A 19733-nucleotide genomic window follows, 5' to 3' on the forward strand; every position below is an offset into this window, starting at 1 on the left:
ATCTCCGCGTGCTTCGATACTGTCCGTCCACCTCATCGACGGGCCGCTCTGGTGGCCCGTCGGACGAAGAAGGCGGCGGACCGTGGCGGCAGACCGGGTCGATGTGTTGATCGTCGTGGCGAAGAAGGTCGAGTTGGACGCGGCGAAGTCCGCCGCGTTGGCCAAGCCGGATGGCGGGCCGGGGGTGGCGGGCTGGGTGGAGTCGGCCTGGCCCGGTGCCTCTTCGCCGTACTGGCGAGGGACCTATCGCTATGGCGATCACCGCGAGTTGTCGGTCGCGCTCGTCCGCCAACCGGCGATGGGCGGCCGTCATCTGGCCCCGATCGCCACGGCGTTGGTCGAACAGATGAATCCACGCTGTCTGGCGATGTGCGGTATGTGCGCGGGAAGCCCCGAGTACACCGACATCGGCGATGTGGTCGTCGCGTCGCACGCCTACGTCTGGGACGAGGGAAGAGAAACTGAGACGGGCTTTGAGCCTGACCTCGACCCCCTTCCCATGAACAGAGCTTGGCTGAGTGTCACCCAGGAGTTCGATCCGGCCGATCTGCCGAGCCAGGGAACCGTTTCGCCTGATGACTCGAAGTGGTGGCTGCTCGAGCGTCTGCGGCGAAACCAGGATCCACGCGGACACCCGGGTCGTGAGCGGTACTTCCCAGCGGAAACCTGGGGGCCGCGGCTTGCGGCTTGGGAGAAAGAAGGGCTGATCGCTCGGTCGCAGGACGGTTCCTTCCTCCTCGCGGAGGAGGGCAGGCAGCAGGCGCTTCAGCGCTGGTACGACACCGTGGACGGTCCACTGGCGCTTCCGTTCCGGGTTGTGGTCGCGCCGATGGCGTCCGGCAACTCGGTGGTCAGGAACCAGGTGCATTGGAAACGCCTGGCCAACATGGGAATGCGACGTACGGCCGGGCTGGACATGGAGTGCGCGACGATCGCCACGGTGGCCCGCGAGCGCGACGTTCCCCACTGGCTGGTGATCAAAGGCGTCGCGGATCATGGCGACGCCCACAAGGACGACCAGCACCAGCCTTTCGCCTCCCGGGCGGCAGCCGAGGTTCTGTACGCGCTGCTTCCCGAACTGATGGGCTCGTCGGTGCCTGTCTCGACCAACCCGTCCGCCACCGCGCAGCTTGAACGCGACCTTCCCGATCTGGTCGGCCGGGACCAGTTCGTCAACGATCTGGTCGGCCGGCTGGCCCCGGTGATCAAGGGCATCGAGGCACAGCCGGCGATCGTCGTCCTGTGGGGACCCGGCGGAGTCGGCAAGACCACGGTGGCCACACGCATCGCTGGTCACCTGCGCGAAGGGGGCGCCTACCTCCTTTCCGTCAACCTCAACGGAGCCGAAGCGCCGGAGCGCCGGAAACGCTCCGATGACGTGGTGATGAGCTTTCTCGGTGAGCTCGGCGATGACGTGTCCCGGATCAAGCCGGAACACCGTCTGGCACGGTATCGGCGGCACCTCGCCGAACGCACCACGGTTCTGCTGCTGGACAACGCCTCGGATGCCGCCCATGTACGTGACCTTCTGCCCACGGCTGGACGGTGCGTAGTCATTTTGACCAGCCGACGGTCGTTGATGGAACTCGATGGGGTGAGCCGCGAACAGGTCACCCTGCTGGAGCGGGACCAGGGCCTCGAACTGCTCCGGAGTGTGGTGGGTCGAAGCCGAGTCGACGCCGAGCTGGAGGCGGCCACCGCGGTGGTGGACATGTGTGGCGGACTTCCCCTCGCCGTCCGGATCTGCGCGAACCAGCTCGACAGCAGGCCGGGCCGTCGCTTCCGCTGGCTGGAGACGAAGCTCCAGGTGCGGCGGCTGCCGCACCTGACCGCCGGCGAACGAAGTGTCCGCGCCGTGATCGAGTTGAGTTACCTCCACCTCATCGGCCGGAACGAACAGCGAGCGTTCCGTCTGCTTTCCCTGTTGGGGCAGGGTGATCTGCCCGTCTGGGCCCTCGCCGCGCTGCTGGACGTCGGCACGACCGAAGCCGACACTCTGCTGGACGAACTCATCGGGGCCGGGCTCGTCATCGAAGTCGAACACGACGGGAAGTTCGTGCGCGGCCGGTTTCATGACCTCGTACGCGAACTCGCCCGAGACCTCCTCCGGACCGAGGAGCCGGCGGCCGAACAGCACATGGCCGTCTCCCGTCTCGCGGATACTGTCCTACGGCGAGTGACCATGGCATACGACGAGTTGCGGCCGGCCGATCAAGCCGATCTCGCGCTCGAGGTACCCGAGTCGGGAAGGGATTGGGCGGCTTGGGTCGCCGAGGAGGCGAGCTGCCTCGTCGAGGTGGTGGAGCTCGCTGATCGTTTCGACCTGCATGCCGTGGTCTGGCGGATCGCGTGCAAGCTGATCCCGGCGCTCGAGGTTCCGAGCCTGTGGACCGAGTGGAAACAGGTCAACGACGTCGGGTTGCGCGCCGCGAAGGCAGACGGCGCCACGCACGCCTACGCCGAGCTGCTCCGGTTGAGGGGCGACCTCCGCGCCTGGTACCTGCACAGCGGCGACGATGCGGTGATCGACCTGGCGAAGAGCGTGGACATTCTGACGGAACTCGACGACGTCGGCGGCGCGGCCGGTGCGCGTGTCCGACTCGGCGAGGCATACCGGTTCGCGGGCCATCGCGGGAAGGCATTGATCGCGATGCAAGCGGCGCTGGCGGCCTTCGTGAGCATCAACGACAAGGCCGGAGCCGCCACGGCACTTTCCAGCATCGGCGGCGTGTATCGGGCGCAGGGCCAGACCCAGCTCGCCGTCGATGCCTTCCGCGAAGCCTTGCCGATCTTGGAGCGATCCGGGGATCGGCGGTCGGCGGCCATCGCCATGATCAGCCTGGGAGACACCCTGCATCTGCGTGCCGAGTGGGACGAGGCGATGGATTGGTTCGCGCGATGCCGCGTCCTGTTCGACGAGCTGGGTGATGCTCGTTGGGTCGCGAACACCGACCGCCACATCGGCCAGATATGCCTGCTGTGCGGGCGACTTGACGATGCCGAGAAGCTGTTCGACGACGCGCTCGCCGTGTTCCTGCTGCTGAAGGACAAGCGCCGCGAAGGGCTTGCGCGGTGGAACATCGGGGAGCTCCGCGCTGATCGAGGCGATCTGAGCGGAGCTATGGAGAGCCTCCGCACCGCCCGGCAGATCTTCGCCACGATCGAGGACAGGCTCTGTGAGGCCTTGACGGTTCAGGCGGCTGCGGACGCGCAGACACGCCTGGGATCCCTGGACGACGCCAACAAGTGGGTCAGGATCAGCCACGAGCTGTCCGTCAAGGGAGAACATGACTTGGTCACGGTGATGTGCGACCTCAACAGGTCGGCCCTCCTGGTCCGTGCGGGACGGCCGGATGACGCGCGTGCCCTGGCCGACACCTGCCTGACCGCGGCACGGAACTCGATCGCTCCGCGGTGGGAGGCGGCCGCGCTCGTTGCTCTCGGTGATGCCGCTGAGAGGGCCGGCGATCCCGCCGCGAGAAGGCGCCACCTGACGGCCGCCCGCGACCTGTATCACCGGATTCAGATGCCGCAGGCCGCTGATCTGGACCGACGGCTGGCGGAGGATCCGGCATGAGGATGACAACGACCGGACGCGTACTGGCCGGCCGGGGCTGGGCCCCGACGATCTCCGCTCTCTACCCCGGCCATCAGCTGGTCCGGTTCGGGAACACGATGTTTCCTGCCACCGTCTTTCCCGCTCCCGGTGGGGAGGACCCGGACAGCGCCCTCGGCGACCTCGATCTGGGTCTGATCCCGGCGGAGCATGACGCCGACCCGGGCCGAGCCTTCCGGTCTCTCGGCTTCGACCCTCGCGGTGAGGCCGACTACCGGGAGTACGCCGGCAGCCTCGCACATCCCGGCCTGCACGATGGGCCGACCTACGCAGCGGTCCGGATCCGGAACACGTCGAACGGTCCCCGCATCGACGCGAAGCCGGGATCCTATTTCGCCTCGCTGGCCACCGCGGAGATATTGGAGCAGGAGTTCGTCCAGACTCTCGTCGCCGATCCGGACCATCCGGCGCGGATGGACGCGCTACCTCGGCGAGCCTGGTTGCACCGCCGCCTCGACGGGGCCGATCCAGTTCTGGACGGCAGGTTCCGCGCGGGCGCCATGTCGGTTGCCGTCACCATCCTTCATCCGGCTCCGACAGGTCACAACGCATTGCTGGTGCGTCGCTCGGCACACGTTCGTACGCATCCTGGGTTCTTGCACGTCGCCCCGGCCGGGATCCTGGCTCCGTCCGGCGTGACCAGGACAGATTGGCGCGAGGGCTTCTCTGTTCGGCAAACGGTTCTCCGGGAGTACGCCGAGGAGATGTTCGGATATCGCCTGGAGACCTCCGGCGCCGCCGAGGTGAACGCGACCGTGCCCGTGCGCGATCTGGTCAAGGCGATCGAAGCGGGCGAGGCCGAACTACGTCTGACCGGTGTGTCGGTCCCGTTGCTCACCCTTCGGCCAGAGATCTGCGTTCTGCTCCTCGTGCACGAGCCCGACCGCTGTCAGTGGCTGGTCGACGGTCACAACTGGGAGGTGGGCAACGTCGTCGAGCTCGCTCTCGACGACGAGTTCCGGCCGGCGACGCGTCCCTCATCGGTGGACCTGAGCGACCTGCTCCCGGCGGCCGCGGCGTCGCTGCACCTGGCCACCGAGTCGGCTCGTGCGAATCAGCCATCTGCTCCCGGTCACGAGAGAAGGTCAACATGACGGACTCGGAGATCTCCATCGAGCGGCTGCTCATCGTCGAATACGAACGGCTCAAGGAGGAGCAGAAGAGCCGCATCGGGTTCCGGGACAATCTGATCTACGCCACTCTGGGGTCGATGGCCGCCGTGATCGCGGCAACGCTTTCCTCGAAGGGCCATGCCAATCTCCTCCTCCTGCTGCCGGCGGTCAGCACCGTGCTGGGCTGGACCTACCTGGTCAATGACGAGAAGGTGTCAGCGATCGGGACCTACATCCGAGAGACCCTTCATCCGCGATTCGCCGCACACCACGACGGTGTATTCGGTTGGGAGAAAGCACATCGGGGTGATCGCTTCCGTCGCTCCCGGAAGGTTCTTCAACTGGTCGTCGACCTGGGAACCTTCTGCGTCTCCGCCTTGGCCGCCCTGATCGTGTACTGGGTGAACGGGCCATGGAGCTGGATATTCTTATCGGTCTCGGTCCTCGAGCTCCTCGTGGTGGCGCTCCTCGCCGTCCAGATGATCAGGTACGCGGATCTTGGTGTGGAGCCGGCCGCACCCGTCGCCGATAAGACACCCGAGACGCTTGAGAGCCAATCATGAGCGGTGTCGACGTCCTGATCGTGACCGCCCTGCGGGAAGAGTTCGATGCCGTCCGGCGCATCGGCCCGGCTACCTCCGACGGCGAGCCGGGAATCGCCAACTGGGTGGATCGGGACGACGACGCCATTCGGTATGGCACCGCGGACTACCTGGATCGTGACGGCGCGCGTTTCTCGCTCGCGCTTGCCCGGCCGGAACGAATGGGCGTAGTCACGACCTCGGCCGTGCTCTCCATGCTCGCCGGACAGCTCGAGCCACGCTGCATCGCGATGTGTGGGGTGTGCGCCGGCAACCCGAAGTACACGACGGTCGGAGATGTCGTGGTCGCCGATTATGTGTTCTCGGCGGAGGAGGGCAAGCGGAGGACCGAGGGTCTGTCACCGGACTTCCGCCATTACCAGGCCGCCGCGCGGATCCTGAAAGCCGCTGAGCTGCTGTCGGAAGATGCCGGACACCTGCCGAGCTTCGGCGCCCCGACAAGTGCGGACCGAGAGCTCTGGATACTTGACCGACTTCATGCCGGTGAGCAGCCGTTGGAGCACATCGCGTATACGCGGTATTTCTCGGACGAGACCTGGCCGGCCATGCCGTATCGGATGGAGGCCGACGGCCTGATCAGCTTCACGGCCGGCCGATGGCGGCTGACCGGCAAGGGACGAGAGCTTCTGGCGCGGAGGATCCAGGATGCCGGTGGGGGACCGGCCCGGCTTCCGTTCAACGTGCTCAAGGGGCAGGTCGCGACACTGAGTGCGGTACGGGAGGACCCTGATATCTGGACGACGTTGACCGGGCAGAAGAGGTCCGTCGTCGCGCTGGACATGGAAGCAGTGACCGTGGCACAGGCCGCCCGCACTGCTGGTGTTCCGTACTGGATGGTCGTCAAGGGTGTCATGGACCATGCCGGCCCGGATCGCGACGACAGATACAAGCAGTTCGCCGCAACGGCCTCCGCCGAGGTTCTGTTCGACCTGCTCGGCCGATTGGCGCACGAGATCGCACCGAAGCTCAACCGCGGGATGTCCGGCGGGGCCGTCCAGATCCGTGCCGACCTCGCCGAGTGTGGATCAATTGTGTGGACGGATGCCGACTTCGCCGCGGGTCGGGCCGAGTCGGACGATGACGACCCGCCCTTGGACGAGGGTGAGACCGTCGACGTCTTCCTGCTCCGGAGTGGCGGTCTGCACAACCTGCAACGTCACTTCGATCGGCTCGGCGAAGTCTTCGATGTCTGGCTCAAGGCCGGACATCGCAAGCGGAAGGGTAACGGCCTCCGAGTCTTCTGGGTCGTCGGTCCCGGGAGCTCGCACCGCAGCAGGGCCCTTCTGGCGCTGCTTTCCCGGGCCGGGGGAATGGTGGACATCGTCTGCGACGCTGACCGCGACATCGGCCGTGCCGCGGCGTCCATCAAACGTCTGGCGAGCGCCCGCGCGATGGTCACCGGCATCGTGGGACTGGATCTCGTCGACACCGGCGATGCCGGCTGGGGCGATGTACGCACGGTGCTGCGCCGAATGGCGTACGACCCCATGTCACCGACCGGGAGCGGATCACTCCCTCTGATGGTCATCGGCGGTACCTCAGCGCAGGAACAACAGGTTTACAGAGCACTGGGGCAAGCCGTCGAGCTGAGCCCTCATGACGTCGCGGGCAACTCGGCGCCGTCGCCCGCCAGCGATGCCGGGGCGTTCGGCATGGCGAGTGATTCGCTGCCTGACGACGACATCTACTACCGCGGGCTACCGAGCACCACTCGTGATCTGTACGGCCGAGAGGCTGATCTGAACTTCTTGCGTGCCGCCTGGAACGATCGAGGCACAAGCATTCTTTGCATCGCCGCACTGGGCGGAGTGGGTAAATCGTCCTTGGTGAACTACTGGCTCCGGGAGATGCGGGGCAAGAACTATCCGGGAGTCCGGAAGTTGCTCGCCTGGTCCTTCTACAGCCAGGGCACCAAGGACGGGATGGTGTCCGCGGAGCCGTTCATGATCGACACGCTCCATTGGTACGGTGTGCGCGAGGCCGATCTGCTCAGCGCGCCGGATCGAGCCCGCCGCCTGGCCGAGCACATTCGATCCCGGCCCACGTTGGTCATCCTCGACGGTGTGGAGCCGCTCCAGTACCCGCTGAGTGCGCCGGACGTCGGGGGCCAGTTCACCGATTCGGCGATGACGATGCTCATCGACGAACTCGCCGAGCCTGGCTGGGGCGGGCTCTGCCTCATGACCACCCGGGTCAGACCGACAGCGCTCGAGGCTGATGCGGCGGAGAGTGGCCGCGGGACGGTCAGGCTTCTCGAACTCGGCAACCTCGATCCCGCGGCCGGAGCCGACCTGCTCCGCCACATCATCGGCGGACCTGGTCCGTTGGTGGAGAGCGAGCTGCTGGAGGCGGTGCGCGACGTCGACGGACATGCTCTCGCTGTGAATCTCCTCGGCCGGTACGTGCGCGACGTGCACGCGGGCCGTCTGTCCGGGCGGCTGGAGCTGCGGGGGCTGGCGGCCACCGACGGGGGTGGCCACGCGCGTCGGATCATGGAGAAGTACGCGGGCTGGCTCACGGAGCACCGGTGTACGCGCGAGCTCGAGATCCTGAGCATCATCGGCCTGTTCGATCGCCCAGCTCCACCGGAAGAGATGTCGGTCGTGCTGAGTGCCATCCGGCGTGGTTCCCACGGTGGCAATGGACGAGTGGGCGACCCCGAGTGGAACGATGCCGTCGACAAGTTGCGTGAGATGGGGCTGGTCAGTGACGAGTTACCGGAACTGCGCGGAACCCTCGATGCCCACCCTCTCGTCCGGGAACACTTCCGCGACCGGATGCGTCAACATTCCGGGGATCTCTGGCGGCTGGGGCATGCGGCGCTCTTCGACTACTACCAACGCAAGGCGCCGGCGCAGCCTGAGGACGCCGCGAAGATGAATCTGCTCTACACAGCCGTGCACCACGGTTGCGCGATCGAGCGCCATCAGGAGGTGTTCGACAACATCTTGGTTCCTCGGGTCTGGCGGGGCACTCGCGAGAGCTTCTCCACCCGCCGCCTCGGAATGGTCGGTTCTGAGGTGGTCGCTCTGTCGCACTACGTCCGCCTCCCGAGATGGAACGAGCTCCGCGACCTGTCCCTCACGCTCGAGGCTGAGGTGACCGTGATGTCCAACGCGAGCCTCAGGCTTCGTCAGCTCGGCCGGTTAGGAGACGCCCGGGCCAGCTGCGGCGCGCTGCTGGACGTGATCGACGATGCGGAGAAGAGGGATCGGCCGGGAGCCCAGATCGACGGGCGCCACCTCGCCGAGGCAGCATTCGCGGCATCGCTGTACACCGAGTTGCTGGTGATCGCCGGAGCGCTGGAGAGTCCGAAGCCCGAGGGCGGAGTGACGGCCGAGCTGATGAGCAGGCGCGCAATGACCTTCGCCGACCGAGCGTCGGTGCCGTACTTCCAGATGTACGCGCGGTCCTGCCACGCCGAGGTCGCATTCATGCTCGGAAAGCTCGACGAGGCGGACGATCGGTTCGCCGAGGCGAAGGCCGTCGACGGCTCGGACTACCCATTCGTCTACTCACAGAACACCTATCGGTACGGCTACTACCTGATCGACACCGGCCGAGCACGAGAGATCGTCGAGCAGGCGGAGGACCCGGGTTGGGCACTGAACGGCAAGAACTCGTCGCAGCTCTCCCGTGCCCTCCGCCCGTTGGTCGTCGGTGCCGCGGCCAGGTCCATGGTCGAGCAGGGCGAGTGGGATCCCGACCGCCTGGTGGCGGCCAGGCCGATTGTCGATGATGCGATCGTGCGTCTGCGCAGCGTCGGCTATGCCGACTACGTGGTCCGTGGTCTGCTCGAACGATCTCATCTCCTTCGAATCGGCCGGCGGACCGAGGACTACGCCACGGCGGTCCGAGATCTGGCCAAGGCGGCAGGTGCTGCCGCCGGAGCCGGCATGCGGTTGCTCATGGCCGACTCAGATCTCCAGTGGGCCGCACTGGACCTTGCCTACTGGCCCGTCATGACCAGCCGTGAACGTGTAGCCGTAGGGTCCACGGTCCGCGACCGGTTGCGCAGGGCTGGTGAGCAGATCGAGGTGCTGCGGTACGGGCGTCGGCGCGGCATGCTGCGCGAGTTGACGGAGCGGGCCGCGGCGTACGGACTCGATCAGGGAACCAGTGACACGACTGCCCGGGGATAAACGTCCGGCTGGTCCGGGTCGTAGGGTCCATCAGTCAGCCCGACCATGGTCAGTGCGGCTGATCCGTCGTTACGGATCGCATGTGACATTCCCGTCGGCACGTACACGAGAACCGCACCGGACCCTTCGAAGCGACGGCTCTGTGGAGTTTCTCCCGGCCCCTCATCCCAGTGCAGCGACCAGCGGTCCGAGGCCAGGACGAGCAAGATCTCATGCCGGAGGACGTGATAGTGGTTGCCTCGCACGGCACCTGGAGCGATGGTGGCCAGGTGGATGTCGGCCACCGGAAACGAGCTGTCGACAAGCTCGACCGGCACGCTGAAACTGCTGCCTCGGGTGTCGCCGGTATTCGGCAGTTCGACCACCATGAACTCACGATCCGGCACGACAAGACCGTCTCACGTCCACCCGTTACGCACAACCAGGTGGCGAATTCGAGTGAGTCGCTGGCGCCGGACGCGACGGGGATCTAGCCGGAGACCAGCTGGGCCAGGGCCTGGGCCAGGCGCATCGTCGCGGCGTGCAGGCGGGGCGGCTGCTCGGTGCGGCCCGGGTCGGCGTGTGCCTTGTGGTGGGGGACGCGCAGCGTGGCCAGGGCGTCGGCGGTCGCGCGGAGTTCCTCCCACGAGGCGGTGTCGACGGCCAGTTGCATGCCCAGCACGGCGGCCTCGTAGCGGCGCCAGCCGGCCGGGCTCATGCGTTGCACGGCGATCGCGTGCAGGGTGCGTTCGGCGTAGCGACAGGTCGAGTCATGATCCATGTGGGTCTCCCCCCGACCTCTCTGGGCTATGCCTCGATGATCACCCCGGCCCGGGTGATGATCGCTTCGGCCACCCGGCGTAGCTCGGCCTGGTCCGGTTGGAAGCCCGCGGCGATGTCCGGGTGCAGGTGGGTCCGCGTCTCGATCAGCAACTGCTCGGTCAGCTGGTCGACATTCTCACCGGCGTACCTTTCCGAAATCTTGTCGGTCGCGGCGGCCAGCGCGGAGGAGAGCTGATCCTCCAGCGGGCCCTGGAGCTTGCGTTCGACCGGGCTGAGGGACTGAGGATCCAGGTTGACCTGGGGTTCGACCATGCGGGGCGGATACCCATCCGCCCCGCGTCGCCAAACCGTCAGGACCGGCCGCGCTTGACCTCGAAAACGGTGTCGCCGGCGGCCAGTACCGCGACCGCGTCCCAGATCTTCACGGCCTCGTCGACGTCGGGTACCGGGCCGATGATCGGGCCGTGCACACCGCGCGGCGCGCCCTCGGGCCACAGCACCGGCGAGCCGATGTCCGGCCCGGCCGACTGGAACGCCTCGTCGTGCGACTCCCGCACGGCCGCGTCGAGCGACTCGTCGTGCAGCGCCTTGGTGTCCTCGATGCCCGCCGCCTCGGCCGCGGCCAGGACGATCTCCGCCGAGATGGGCGCGTCGGCGCCGTGCGTACGGTTGCCGATCTCGGTGTAGAACCGGCCGATGGCCGCGTCGCCTTCAGGCGAACCCGAAAGCGAAGCGATCAGCCGCAGCGCCGAGAACGACGCCTCGGCCGGCGCCCGCCACTGCTCGGGCGCGTTGGCCAGGCCGCCGTTGAGGATGGCCAGGCTGAACGGTCGCCAGTGGATGTCGAGGTCACGCTCGGGCGCCACCTTCACCAGCCACCGCGAGGTGCGCCACGTGAAGGGACAGAGCGGATCGAAGTAGTAAGTCACCTGCATGAACTCATCCTAGGCACGGTCAAGGTCAACGATGCATTCGCGTTTGTCAACGGTGACGGAGGGGCACCGGACAGCTACGAACCGCCCCACAGGCTGGATGGAGGGTCAATGGCTGACCAACATCTACATCCGCGACGGCGATCGATACGCGCCCGGACCATTGCGGCGGGGGCCGCGATCGCCCTGGTGGCTCCACTCGCCGCGTGCGGATCCGACAACGAGAGCGGAACTCCCGTCCTCAACCTCTATCAATTCCCCGTCGAGAACTTCCAAACCGTCGTCGATCGGTGCAACCAGGAGGCGGGCGGCAAGTACCGCATCGTCTACCAGGTGCTGCCGAGGCAGGCGGACGACCAGCGGGTGCAGATGGTGCGCCGGCTGGCCGCGAACGACGACAGCATGGACATCCTCGGCATGGACGTCACCTGGACCCAGGAGTTCGCCAGCGCGAACTGGATCAAGGAGTTCACCGGCCAGGACAAGACCGAGGTGGAGAACGGCACGCTGCCGGGCCCGCTCGCGTCCGCCGAGTACGACGGCAAGCTGTACGCCGCGCCGAACAACACCAACGTCCAGCTCCTCTGGTACCGCAAGGATCTCGTCCCGACGCCCCCGAAGACCTGGGACGAGATGATCCAGCAGGCCCAGCAGCTCAAGCAGGAGGGCAAGAACCCCTACCAGATCCTGACCATGGGCGCCCAGTACGAGGGCCTGGTCGTGCTCTTCAACAGCCTGGTCGCCAGCGCCGGCGGGCACGTGGTCAGCGACGACGGCAAGACCGCGGTGATGGACGCGGGCACGGTCAAGGCGCTGGAGGTCATGAAGAAGCTGGCCACCTCGGGCGTGGTCAGCCCGTCGTTCAGCAACGCGATCGAGGACGACGTCCGGCTGGCCTTCCAGAACGGCGGCGGCGCGTTCCAGGTGAACTGGCCGTACGTGTACGCGTCCATGCAGGGCGACGCGCCGGACCTGCTGAAGAACGCCGGCTGGGCCCGTTACCCGGGCATCGACGCGAACACGCCGAGCATCACCACGATCGGTGGCTCGAACATGGCGGTCAGCGCGTACAGCAAGCACCCGGACCTGGCCTTCGACGCGATCCGTTGCCTGCGCGGGCCGGACAGCCAGGAGTACCTCGCGGTCAACGCCGGTCAGCCGCCGAGCATCGAGGCGGTGTACGACCGGCCGGACATGCTCAAGGCGTACCCGATGAAGGACGCGCTGCTCGACGAGCTGAAGGACGCCGCGCCCCGGCCGCGTACCCCCGCGTACCAGAACCTCTCGACCGTGGTGGCCGCCGAGCTGTCGCCGCCGTCGCAGATCGACCCGCAACGGACCGCCGACGCCCTGAAGAAGTCGATCCAGGACGCCCTCGACTCGAAGGGAGTGCTGCCGTGACGATTCAGCAGGAGCGGCCACCGGTCGCGGAGAAACCGGCCGGGAAGTCGAAGCCGGTGCTGAGTGAGGGCAAACGCCAGGAACGCAAGCTCGGCTGGCTGCTGTGCGGGCCGGCCGCGCTGGTGATGGTCGCGGTGACCGCGTACCCGATCATCTACTCGCTCTGGCTGTCGCTTCAGCGCTACGACCTGAAGTTCCCGGACGAGCGGGAGTTCGTCTGGTTCGAGAACTATGCGACCGTGCTGACCAACAGCTACTGGTGGACCGCGTTCGGCGTGACCATGCTGATCACGATCGTGTCGGTGGCGGTCGAGCTGGTGCTCGGCATGGGGCTCGCGCTGATCATGCACCGGACCATCATCGGGCGCGGCCTGGTGCGGACCTCGGCGCTGATCCCGTACGGCATCGTCACGGTGGTCGCGGCGTTCAGCTGGCGGTACGCGTGGACCCCCGACACCGGCTACCTGGCCAACCTGTTCGCCGACGGCGCCCCGCTCACCGAACGGGCCAGCGCCCTGGCCATCGTGATCTTCGCCGAGATCTGGAAGACCACGCCGTTCATGGCGCTGCTGCTGATGGCCGGGCTCGCCCTGGTGCCGGACGACCTGCTCAAGGCGGCGTCGATGGACGGTGCCACCGGCTGGCAGCGGTTCACCAACGTGATGCTGCCGGTGATGAAGCCGGCCATCCTGGTCGCGCTGCTGTTCCGGACCCTCGACGCCTTCCGCGTCTTCGACAACATCTACGTCCTGACCGCCGGGGCCAACGAGACCTCGTCGGTGTCGATGATCGCCTACAACAACCTGATCAAGGGGCTCAACCTCGGCATCGGCTCGACGATGTCGGTGCTGATCTTCATCACGGTCGCGATCATCGCGTTCATCTTCGTGAAGCTGTTCGGCACCGCCGCACCCGGCAGCAGCGACGACGGCGGGAGGCGCTGACATGGCACTGGTGGACACCTCGCCGAAGGCCAAGCTCAAGTGGGGGCTGCTCGACGCGATCGTGGTGGTCTTCGCGATCTTCCCGGTGCTGTGGGTGGTGTCGCTGTCGCTGAAGACGACGGCCACGCTGACCGACGGCAACTTCATCCCGCGCGAATGGACCCTGGACAACTACCGGCTGATCTTCCAGACCGATCAGTTCGTCCGCGCGCTGATCAACTCGATCGGCATCGCGCTCATCTCCACCGTCATCGCGGTCGTGCTCGGCACGATGGCCGCGTACGCGATCAGCCGCCTCGATTTCCCGGGCAAGTCCCTGCTCGTCGGGGTCTCCCTGCTGATCGCCATGTTCCCGCAGGTGTCGCTGGTGTCCCCGCTGTTCAACATCGAACGGCAGACCGGCCTCTTCGACACCTGGCCCGGGCTCATCCTCCCGTACATCACGTTCGCGCTGCCGCTGGCGATCTACACGTTGTCGGCGTTCTTCAAACAGATCCCGTGGGACCTGGAGAAGGCGGCGAAGATGGACGGCGCCACCCAGGCCGAGGCCTTCCGCAAGGTGATCGCGCCGCTGGCCGCGCCGGGCGTCTTCACCACCGCGATCCTGGTCTTCATCTTCTGCTGGAACGACTTCCTGTTCGCCATCTCGCTGACCTCGACCGAGCGGTCCCGCACGGTCCCGGTGGCGCTGTCGTTCTTCACCGGCGCCTCCCAGTTCGAGGACCCGACCGGCGCCATCTCGGCGGCGGCCGTGGTCATCACGATCCCGATCATCCTGTTCGTGCTGTTCTTCCAGAAGCGCATCGTCGCGGGGCTGACGTCCGGCGCGGTCAAGGGCTAGGTGAATCCATGGCTGACATCGTTCTCGACAAGGTGACCAAGAGCTACCCCGACGGCACCACCGCCGTGCACGGCATCGACCTGGAGATCGCCGACGGCGAGTTCCTCATCCTGGTCGGCCCGTCCGGCTGCGGGAAGTCGACCACCCTCAACATGATCGCCGGGCTGGAGGACATCACGTCCGGCGAGCTGCGGATCGGCGGCGAGCGGGTCAACGACAAGGCGCCCAAGGACCGGGACATCGCGATGGTGTTCCAGTCGTACGCGCTCTACCCGAACATGACCGTCCGGGAGAACATGGCGTTCCCGCTGAAGCTGGCCAAGCTGCCCAAGGACGAGATCGACAAGAAGGTCAACGACGCGGCCAAGGTGCTCGACCTCTCGGAGTATCTCGACCGCCGGCCGGCCAACCTCTCCGGCGGGCAACGGCAGCGGGTGGCGATGGGCCGCGCGATCGTCCGCAGCCCCAAGGTGTTCCTGATGGACGAGCCGCTGTCCAACCTGGACGCCAAGCTGCGGGTGCAGATGCGCACCCAGGTGTCACGGTTGCAGAAGCAGCTCAACACCACCACCGTGTACGTCACCCACGACCAGACCGAGGCGATGACCCTCGGTGACCGGGTGGTGGTCATGCGCGGCGGTCACATCCAGCAGGTCGGTGACCCGCAGACGCTCTACGACCACCCGAAGAACCTGTTCGTGGCCGGGTTCATCGGCTCGCCGTCGATGAACTTCCTGCCCGCCACGGTGGCCTCGGGCAAGTTGCAGACCGCGATCGGCGAGCTTCCGCTGGGCGAGCGCATGCAGCGGGTGCTGGCCGCCGGGGACGCGCCGCGCGAGCTGGTGCTGGGCATCCGGCCCGAGCACTTCGAGGACGCCGCGCTGGTCGAAGATCGACAGCGGTCCCACGGGTACGAATTCACGGCGCCGGTCGACCTGGTCGAGTCGATGGGGTCGGACAAGTACGTGTACTTCACCGTCGAGGGCGGCGCGGCGACCGCGGCCGACCTGGCCGACCTGGCCGCCGACGCGGGCGGGGCCGACCTCCCGACCAGCGACGGGACCAGCCTGGTGACCCGGTTGTCGGCCGAGTCCCGGGTCCGCGACGGCGCCTCGCTGAAGGTGTGGCTCAACCTCGACAAGATCCACCTCTTCGACCCCAAGGACGGTCGCAACGTGACCCTGCACGAGGGCCGGGCGGCCGGGGTCGCCGCTTCCTGACCCACTGCTTCCTGACCCACCGCGAAGGCGGGCGCCGGCCTCCGGCGCCCGCTTCCGTCTCTAGAGCGCCCGGTCGCGCTGGTTCACGCCCAGCTCGCCGTACGGGTAGTCGGGGGCGTGCAGCTCGCTCGCCTCGTCGAGGACGGCCGTCTCGGCGTCGGTCAGGTGGAGCCCGGCCGCGCTGAGATTGGTCGCCAGCTGGTCGACGGTGCGGGCGCCCAGGATCGTCGACGTCACGCCGGGGCGGTCGGTCACCCAGGACAGCGCCACCTCGGCCATCGAGACGCCGCGGCCCTCGGCGACGCGCTGCACGGCGTCGACCACGGTCCAGGTGCGGTCGGTGCTACGACGGTCGTACGCCTCCATGCCGCGCTGCGGGTTGTCGCCGAGCCGGGTGTCGCCGGTCGGCCGCTGGTCCCGGGTGTACTTGCCGGTCAGCCAGCCGCCGCCGAGCGGGCTCCACGGCAGCAGGCCCAGGCCGGCGTCCTCGGCGGCCGGCACGATCTCCCACTCGATCTCGCGGACCAGCAGGTTGTACTGGGGCTGGAGGCTGATCGGGGCGACCAGGCCGAGTTCCCGGGCCCGGGCCACCGCCTTGGTCAGCTGCCAGCCGGTGAAGTTGGAGAAGCCGTAGTAGCGGATCTTGCCGGCCCGGACGAACGAGTCGAGCGTCCGCAGCGTCTCGTCGATCGGGGTCAGCGGGTCCCACGCGTGCGCCTGGTAGAGGTCGATCGCGTCCACGCCGAGCCGGGTCAGCGACGCGTCCAGCGCGCGGGTCAGGTGGCGGGCGGAGAGGCCCAGCCCGTTGGGCTCCTCGGCCATCGCGAAGCGGCCCTTGGTGGCCAGCACCACGCGCTCGGTCACCTCGGCCGGGCGGGACGCGAACCAGTGCCCGATGATCCGTTCCGACTCGCCGGCCGAGTAGACGTCCGCGGTGTCCACGAACGTGCCGCCCTGCTCCACGAACAGGTCGAGTTGGGCGTGTGACACCTTTTCGTCGGACTCGTTGCCGAACGTCATGGTTCCCAGGCAGTGGGCGGAGACGGCGCAGCCGCTGCGCCCCAGCAGTCGATATTCCATGACTTGAACGTATGCCCACCGGACGCAAGGCCATTCGACCATGGTGAAAACCGTCCGGATTGTTCGGAACCTGACAGTCTTACCGGGTTGTGTCGACCAGACTGACCCAACACAGTGGACGGCAACCGAGGAACGGGGAAGCCTGCGGTGCTGCGCATTCATTTCACGGAAGACGATCTCGCCCGGATCCGGCTCTCCGATGAACCTGATCCGTTATGGGAAACCCTGCTCAGCCTGCACATGTTGCAGGAGCGTCAGCCGCCGCCGATGTACGCGGGCTGGCGCGCCCGGGTCGGCCGGCAACTCGACCCGGGCCTGCGCCCGCTGCTGGCGCTGGCCCCGCCGAAGGGCTACTCACCGGATTTCCTGACGCCGGAGATCGGCTCGGAGGGGATTCAGGAAGGTCTGGACGCGATCCGGCACACCTCCGCCGCGACCTTCCGCCGTGACCTGGCGGTGCTGGCGGCCTACCAGCCCCACGTCGACAACCGGTTCAAGGCCCTGGCCGCCGCCGAGAAGGCCGCCGTGCACGACCTGACCGGCAAGATCGAGCGCTACTACGAGACCGCCCTGCAGCCGTACTGGATGCAGATCCGGGCGGCGGTCGGCGCCACCCGCGTCGCCCAGGCCAAGGAGGTCGCCCGCGGCGGGCTGGAGGCGCTGTTCGCCGGCCTGCACCCGAACGTGCGCTGGCGCCGGCCGGTGCTCGAGCTGCACGGGTTCGCGGTCAACCGGGACATCCGGCTCAACGGCCGCGGCCTGCGCCTGATCCCGTCGTTCTTCTGCCGTCAACATCCGACCGTGCTGCGCGATCCCGACCTGCCCACGGTGCTGGTCTATCCGCTCGACCCCGATCAGGTACGCCTCGCGCCGGCCCGCCGCACCAGCGACAACCCGCTGGCGGCACTCATCGGACGCACCCGGGCGGCGATCCTGGAGGCCACGGCCGACGGCTGCACCACCACCGAACTGGCCCGCCGGCTGGGCATCTCACCCGCCACCGCGAGCCACCACGCCTCGGTCCTGCGCGACGCCGGCCTGATCACCACGATCCGGATCGGCACCTCGGTGCTGCACACCATGCACCCCCGGGGCGAGCTGCTGGTGAATCAGTAACGACTGGGTCGGTGGTCCAAGCGGAGGCTCTCGATCCGCTTGAACCACCGACAGTCCTTTCGCTACCCGATGTTCGCCGGACTAATCGCGCGGGCGAGCAACGGAGGCAGCAAATCGTGAAGAACGGCGATGCCGTCGCGGCTGAGCACCGACTCCGGGTGGAACTGGACGCCGGCGAAACCGGGGCCGCGCAGGGCGTGCACGCTGCCGTCGGCCGGGTCGCGGGCGATCTCCACCGGGCCGTACGGGCTGATCAGCCGATCGTCCCCGGAGCGGGCGGTGAAACTGGAATAGAAACCGACTTTCCGCGGCCGGCCGAACAGGTCGATGTCCTGGGCGACACCCTGGTAGGGCGCGTCGCGGCGGTGCAGGGGCAGGCCGAGCAGGCCGGACAGGATCTGGTGGCCGAGGCAGACGCCGAGCACCGGGCGCCCGGCGGCGAGCAGGCCGGTGGTCAGGCCGCGCAGGTAGGCCATCTTCGGGTCGCCCGGGTTGCCGGGGTCGCCCGGGCCCGGCCCGACGATGACCAGGTCGGCGTCGAGGAGACCGACGTTCCGGTACGACGTGAGGGTGACGCGCAGGCCCAGCGAGCGGAGCTGGTGCGCCAGCATGGCCGTGAACGTGTCCTCCGCGTCGACGATGGCCACCGAGCGCCCGGCGAACGTGCTCAGCGCGGGCGCCCGCTCGTCCAGCCAGAACCGCGCCAGGTCGGTGTTGCGGTTGGTGAGCTCACGGCGTACCTCAGCGGTGTCGATCTCGGGTGGCGGGCCCGACGAGGAAGCCGGCGGCCGGACGCCCAGCGCGGCCAGGATCCCCGCGGCCTTGGTGTGGGTCTCGGCGACCTCACCGGCCGGCGTCGAGTGCCGGACCAGGGTGGCGCCGACCGGAACCCGCAGCGCGCCGGTCGGCGAGATCTCGGCGGTGCGGATCAGGATCGGCGCGTCCAGCGTCGGCCGGCCCGCCTCGTCGTGCCCGAGCAGCGCCAGCACCCCGCCGTAGTAGCCGCGCCCGCGCCGCTCGTGCCGGGCGATCACCCGGCAGGCGTTCTCGATCGGGCTGCCGGTGACCGTGGGCGCGAACATCGTCTCGCGCAGCACCTCGCGCACGTCCAGCGAGCCGCGCCCGGCCAGCAGGTACTCGGTGTGGGTGAGGTGGGCCATCTGCTTGAGGTAGGGGCCGACGACCTGGCCGCCGTGCTCGGCGACGACGGCCATCATCTTGAGCTCCTCGTCCAGCACCATGAGCAGCTCCTCGACCTCCTTGGGGTCGCGGAGGAAGTCGAGCAGGCCGCCTCCTTCCGAATGCCGGAACGTGCCGCTGATCGGGTTCATCATGGTCAGCCCGTCGAGCACGCTCACGTGCCGTTCCGGTGAGGCGCCGACGAGGGTACGGGTGCCGGTGTGCACCAGGAACGTCCAGTAGGCGCCCTGCTCGCCGTGCAACAGCCGGCCGAACGCCTGCTCCGCGTCGCCGTCCATCGTGGCCTCGTACACGCGATGGATGACGAAGGTGGAGCCCTCGCCGCGGCCGATCTCGTCCCGGAGCACCTCGGTGACGATCTCGGCGTACGCGTCGTCGTCGATGTCGAAGCCGCCGCCGGTGACCGTCACCTCGCCCGGCGGATAGGCGCTGAGCGGCTTGCGTTCGCGGCCGGTGATCACCAGGCATTCGAGCGGCGCGTCGTCGTCGACGCAGTCGAAGCCGCGCTCGGTGATCTGCCGGTACGGGATCAGCGCGAGCGTGTCGTCCGGTGGGATCTCGGCGAGCGTGGCTACGGTGACGACGTGGCCGGTCAGCACCTCGACGTGGTCGGCGCCGTCACGGTGGAGCAGTGCGTACGGTGGCATCGGGTCTCTTCTCGGGTTCGTGCCTGCCCGAGACGCCCGGCCGGTGGAAACGCGAAACGGCCGCCTCGGGGAGGCGGCCGCGGATGTCGATCACGCGCGGGGGAGTGGGCCGCCGGTC

General features: G+C 67.9%; 15 protein-coding genes. 9 read left to right on the forward strand and 6 right to left on the reverse strand.

The genetic code is table 11. The annotated features are described in order from the left end of the window. The first annotated feature begins 82 nt into the window (after nucleotides 1–82). Genes AB0O15_RS18470 through AB0O15_RS18485 form a run of 4 tightly spaced genes read left to right on the forward strand, consistent with a single transcriptional unit; the run spans nucleotide 83 to nucleotide 9472 of the window. Nucleotides 83–3577 (forward strand): tetratricopeptide repeat protein, encoded by a 3495-nt coding sequence (locus tag AB0O15_RS18470; RefSeq protein ID WP_364319806.1) that lies wholly within the window; start codon nucleotides 83–85, stop codon nucleotides 3575–3577. After that, entirely contained in the window at nucleotides 3574–4710 is a 1137-nt protein-coding gene (locus tag AB0O15_RS18475; protein WP_364319808.1) for a hypothetical protein, read from the forward strand. The genes AB0O15_RS18470 and AB0O15_RS18475 overlap by 4 nt, the downstream gene beginning before the upstream one ends. Then, nucleotides 4707–5291 (forward strand): hypothetical protein, encoded by a 585-nt coding sequence (locus AB0O15_RS18480; RefSeq protein ID WP_364319809.1) that lies wholly within the window; start codon nucleotides 4707–4709, stop codon nucleotides 5289–5291. The genes AB0O15_RS18475 and AB0O15_RS18480 overlap by 4 nt, the downstream gene beginning before the upstream one ends. Next, nucleotides 5288–9472 (forward strand): hypothetical protein, encoded by a 4185-nt coding sequence (locus AB0O15_RS18485; protein ID WP_364319811.1) that lies wholly within the window; start codon nucleotides 5288–5290, stop codon nucleotides 9470–9472. Before AB0O15_RS18480 ends, AB0O15_RS18485 begins: the two co-directional genes overlap by 4 nt. Here AB0O15_RS18485 and AB0O15_RS18490 read toward each other — a convergent pair. The 4 genes from AB0O15_RS18490 to AB0O15_RS18505 form a co-directional block, all read right to left on the reverse strand. Beyond that, on the reverse strand, nucleotides 9439–9840 hold the full coding sequence (locus AB0O15_RS18490; RefSeq protein WP_364319813.1) for a hypothetical protein: 402 nt from the start codon (nucleotides 9838–9840) through the stop codon (nucleotides 9439–9441). The two genes, AB0O15_RS18485 and AB0O15_RS18490, sit on opposite strands and share 34 nt — an antisense overlap. A 101-nt stretch (nucleotides 9841–9941) precedes the next feature. Next, the gene (locus AB0O15_RS18495; RefSeq protein ID WP_364319815.1) at nucleotides 9942–10232 is read right to left on the reverse strand and encodes a hypothetical protein; all 291 of its coding nucleotides are present in this window, start codon (nucleotides 10230–10232) and stop codon (nucleotides 9942–9944) included. 26 nt (nucleotides 10233–10258) lie between these two features. After that, on the reverse strand, nucleotides 10259–10546 hold the full coding sequence (locus AB0O15_RS18500) for a hypothetical protein (RefSeq protein ID WP_364319817.1): 288 nt from the start codon (nucleotides 10544–10546) through the stop codon (nucleotides 10259–10261). Nucleotides 10547–10584: 38 nt separating this feature from the next. Continuing rightward, complete coding sequence (locus AB0O15_RS18505) at nucleotides 10585–11169, reverse strand: hypothetical protein (protein WP_364319819.1); 585 nt, start codon at nucleotides 11167–11169, stop codon at nucleotides 10585–10587. A 186-nt stretch (nucleotides 11170–11355) separates the two neighbouring features. Here AB0O15_RS18505 and AB0O15_RS18510 point away from each other — a divergent pair, with 186 nt between their 5' ends. Genes AB0O15_RS18510 through ugpC form a run of 4 tightly spaced genes read left to right on the forward strand, consistent with a single transcriptional unit; the run spans nucleotide 11356 to nucleotide 15572 of the window. Continuing rightward, nucleotides 11356–12567: an ABC transporter substrate-binding protein gene (locus AB0O15_RS18510; protein ID WP_364319821.1), complete on the forward strand. Its 1212-nt coding sequence runs from the start codon at nucleotides 11356–11358 to the stop codon at nucleotides 12565–12567. Nucleotides 12568–12569: 2 nt separating this feature from the next. Then, entirely contained in the window at nucleotides 12570–13511 is a 942-nt protein-coding gene (locus AB0O15_RS18515; protein ID WP_364320475.1) for a sugar ABC transporter permease, read from the forward strand. 1 nt (nucleotide 13512) lies between these two features. Further along, nucleotides 13513–14352, forward strand: a complete 840-nt coding sequence (locus AB0O15_RS18520; protein WP_364319823.1) for a carbohydrate ABC transporter permease — start codon at nucleotides 13513–13515, stop codon at nucleotides 14350–14352. Between the two features lie 8 nt (nucleotides 14353–14360). Continuing rightward, complete coding sequence (gene ugpC, locus AB0O15_RS18525; protein WP_364319825.1) at nucleotides 14361–15572, forward strand: sn-glycerol-3-phosphate ABC transporter ATP-binding protein UgpC; 1212 nt, start codon at nucleotides 14361–14363, stop codon at nucleotides 15570–15572. Between the two features lie 60 nt (nucleotides 15573–15632). On the opposite strand, the gene AB0O15_RS18530 is transcribed toward ugpC, so the two are convergent. Further along, a complete protein-coding gene (locus AB0O15_RS18530) occupies nucleotides 15633–16652 on the reverse strand; it encodes an aldo/keto reductase (protein WP_364319827.1) in 1020 nt (339 codons plus the stop codon). Between the two features lie 147 nt (nucleotides 16653–16799). Here AB0O15_RS18530 and AB0O15_RS18535 point away from each other — a divergent pair, with 147 nt between their 5' ends. Further along, nucleotides 16800–17768 carry a winged helix-turn-helix domain-containing protein gene (locus AB0O15_RS18535; protein WP_364319828.1) on the forward strand — a complete coding sequence of 323 codons (969 nt, stop codon included), beginning with the start codon at nucleotides 16800–16802 and terminating at the stop codon, nucleotides 17766–17768. 62 nt (nucleotides 17769–17830) lie between these two features. Here AB0O15_RS18535 and AB0O15_RS18540 read toward each other — a convergent pair whose 3' ends face one another. Continuing rightward, nucleotides 17831–19615, reverse strand: a complete 1785-nt coding sequence (locus AB0O15_RS18540) for an anthranilate synthase family protein (RefSeq protein ID WP_364319829.1) — start codon at nucleotides 19613–19615, stop codon at nucleotides 17831–17833. Nucleotides 19616–19733 lie beyond the last annotated feature (118 nt).

Origin of the sequence: Actinoplanes sp. NPDC089786 (genome assembly GCF_040684855.1) — a bacterium.
GTDB lineage: Bacteria > Actinomycetota > Actinomycetes > Mycobacteriales > Micromonosporaceae > Actinoplanes.

What these genes read in the sequence shown, in the direction of transcription:
- AB0O15_RS18475 (WP_364319808.1), top strand. Translation starts at nt 3,574, where the DNA reads ATGAGGATGACAACGACCGGACGCGTACTGGCCGGCCGGGGCTGGGCC.
- AB0O15_RS18480 (WP_364319809.1), top strand. Translation starts at nt 4,707, where the DNA reads ATGACGGACTCGGAGATCTCCATCGAGCGGCTGCTCATCGTCGAATAC.
- AB0O15_RS18485 (WP_364319811.1), top strand. Translation starts at nt 5,288, where the DNA reads ATGAGCGGTGTCGACGTCCTGATCGTGACCGCCCTGCGGGAAGAGTTC.
- AB0O15_RS18490 (WP_364319813.1), bottom strand. Translation starts at nt 9,840, where the DNA reads ATGGTGGTCGAACTGCCGAATACCGGCGACACCCGAGGCAGCAGTTTC.
- AB0O15_RS18495 (WP_364319815.1), bottom strand. Translation starts at nt 10,232, where the DNA reads ATGGATCATGACTCGACCTGTCGCTACGCCGAACGCACCCTGCACGCG.
- AB0O15_RS18500 (WP_364319817.1), bottom strand. Translation starts at nt 10,546, where the DNA reads ATGGTCGAACCCCAGGTCAACCTGGATCCTCAGTCCCTCAGCCCGGTC.
- AB0O15_RS18505 (WP_364319819.1), bottom strand. Translation starts at nt 11,169, where the DNA reads ATGCAGGTGACTTACTACTTCGATCCGCTCTGTCCCTTCACGTGGCGC.
- AB0O15_RS18520 (WP_364319823.1), top strand. Translation starts at nt 13,513, where the DNA reads ATGGCACTGGTGGACACCTCGCCGAAGGCCAAGCTCAAGTGGGGGCTG.
- ugpC (WP_364319825.1), top strand. Translation starts at nt 14,361, where the DNA reads ATGGCTGACATCGTTCTCGACAAGGTGACCAAGAGCTACCCCGACGGC.
- AB0O15_RS18530 (WP_364319827.1), bottom strand. Translation starts at nt 16,652, where the DNA reads ATGGAATATCGACTGCTGGGGCGCAGCGGCTGCGCCGTCTCCGCCCAC.
- AB0O15_RS18540 (WP_364319829.1), bottom strand. Translation starts at nt 19,615, where the DNA reads ATGCCACCGTACGCACTGCTCCACCGTGACGGCGCCGACCACGTCGAG.